The sequence below is a fragment of the Streptococcus sp. GMD4S genome, from assembly GCF_000296955.1.
In genome coordinates this window covers 1-2557 of record NZ_AJRE01000145.1, presented here as the reverse complement: position 1 = coordinate 2557, position 2557 = coordinate 1, and the positions used below count along the sequence as shown (strand labels likewise).

The 2557-nt window shown below is 44.1% G+C and carries 2 protein-coding genes; both read right to left on the bottom strand.

Features of this window, described 5'->3' with window-relative positions; genetic code table 11:
• A partial coding sequence (locus tag GMD4S_RS07920) for a hypothetical protein (protein WP_000806749.1) occupies positions 1-419 on the bottom strand: 419 nt, incomplete at its 3' end.
• 47 nt (positions 420-466) lie between these two features.
• On the bottom strand, positions 467-2557 hold a 2091-nt coding region (locus GMD4S_RS07915; RefSeq protein ID WP_000297759.1), incomplete at its 5' end, for a DEAD/DEAH box helicase.

Here is a 2557-nt window from a genome sequence, read left to right as displayed (position 1 = left end):
CTCAAGTTTTTGCTAAATTTGGCAAACTCACCTGGATTTTCCTTTTGAAATGGTGCTGTTGGTTGGTTTCCTTGACGAACAAGTGTTGAACCATTGTGTCGTCTAGTATGACTAACATCCTGAGTCAAATACTTGGCTGAACGTTTCTTTTTCAAGTCCGCACGCGCCTCTTCTCGAGCCAATTCAGCATAGGTTTTTTCAACTTTTTTGGGTTCTGAGCTCGGTTTTGACTCCTTATTAACCACTGAAGAAACTACGGTTTCTTCTTCATTGATAGGAGACCATTCCAAATAGTTCTTATCGCGGTAATCACCTTTGATATTGCTAATAAAGTCTGACTCATCGTACAAGTCCATGACTGGCATTTTGGTCAGCATGATTTCATCATCTGACACCAATGGAAATCGATCTTGTTTCATTTTGTATTTCCTTTCAACACTTCATTATAGCGTATTGTCTTGATTTTTCAAGTGCTGGCTTCAGAAATTCCCAAAATTTCACGAATTTCTGCCAGACTGAGGCTCGCACGCGACTCTGTACCATCTAAAACTTGGGAAACCAAATGCTTTTTCTGTTCTTGAAGTTCTTGAATTTTTTCTTCAATGGTTCCTTTCGTAATCAAGCGATAAACCTCTACCTTCTGCTCCTGTCCCATACGATGGGCACGTCCGATAGCTTGGGCTTCAACCGCAGGATTCCACCAGAGGTCCACTAGGATGACGGTATCAGCACCCGTTAGATTGAGACCAACACCACCCGCCTTAAGGGAGATGAGAAAGGCATCTCTCTCCCCTTGGTTAAAGGCCTTGGTCATCTCCTGTCTGTCTTGAGCTGGAGTTGAACCTGTGATTTTGAAGGAAGTCAAGCCCAAGTCTGGGAGTTCTTGCTCGATTTTTTCCAACATTCCTTTGAACTGGGAGAAAATCAAGACCCGATGCCCACCATCAGCCACTTGTAGCAATAAATCTCGGAGACTATCGAGTTTACCACTGGCTCCCTGGTAATCGTCCATGAAGAGGGCTGGCGTATCGCAGATCTGGCGCAATCGCATGAGGCCAGATAAAATTTCTACCCGGCTTCTCTGGAATTCTTGATCGGTCACTTGCGCTAGGCGGTCTCGCATCTGTTGCAACTGGGCGAGATAGATGGCCTTCTGTTGGTCTTCCAGTTCATTTTTATAGACGACTTCGATCAGGTCAGGTAGTTCTGTAAGAACTTCTTCTTTCTTACGCCTCATGACGAAAGGCTTGATAAACTGCGCGACTCGGTCAGCCGGTAATTTCATAAACTCCTTTTTACTTGGTAAGAGCCCCGGAAGCACAATTTGGAAGATAGACCACAACTCTCCTAAATGATTTTCGATGGGTGTACCTGACAAAGCAAAAACTGCTGGCACCACAAACTGGCGCAAACTCTGAGCAATCTTGGTTTGGGCATTTTTCATGACCTGAGCTTCATCTAAGAAGAGAAAATCAAAAGCCATCTCTTGATAAAGCTCGCTGTCTTGACGAAAGGTGGCATAGCTAGTCACATAGATTTGGTGATTTTCAGAAAGAATTGCTTCTCGATTCGCTTTCAAACCATGAACGACAGCCAAATCCAACTGTGGGGCAAATTTCCTAAATTCATCTGCCCAATTGTAGATCAAACCTGACGGAGCCAAAATCAAGACCCGACCATCTTCTGTCACCTGACTAGTCAAAAAAGCAATAGTTTGCAGTGTTTTTCCCAGTCCCATATCATCGGCTAGGATGCCACCAAAGCCATAGTGATGAAGCATCTGGAGCCAACGAACACTCTTTTCCTGATAGTCTCTCAAACTCGCCTGCACCCGTATATCTCCCAAAGGAAAATCCTCTGGATGAGTCAAATCATGAGCTAAATGCTGAAATTCTTCCGAGAAAGAGATCCTGTTTCGACCTTCAAAAAGCTGAGAAAGGCTATAAGCCAGAGATTTTCGCGCTTGGAAAGAACCATCTTTTAGCTCAACCCCCAGTTCCTGCAAATTTTGACGAATCTGCTTGGTTTCCTCATCAAAAAAGTACACTTGATCAGAAGAGCTGATATAGAAATCCTGATTGCTGGTCAGGGCTTTAAGAGCTTGATCAATCTCTTCTTGGGCAATCCCTTGGAAATCAAATTGAATTTCCAACAGTCCTCCCTTGGACTCAATCTGAACCTGAGGAGCTTGGACGCTGTAGAGCTGATTCATCTCATCAGACAAGAAAACCTGACCCAACTTCTCAAAAGCTGGAATCGTATGGTGAAAGAAAGAATAAACCACTTCTGGCTTCAAAGCCTGTCTCCAAGACTGAAAATCAGCCTCAAAACCAGCCCCTAAACAGACTTGAAATAGCTGGTTTTCCAAGACGGCATCGCTTGAAAATGGTAATTGTTCCAGCTGTTGACGACTAGTTACCTTAACATCTCCATAGTCAAACTGAATATTCAAGCGGATGCGGCCGTCATCCTCCCTATCAAAGTAAAAGATTGGTGAAAAGGGTCTGATTTGCAAGCGCTCAGGAGCAGAAACTGTGCCCAGCTGTCCAAACAAAGG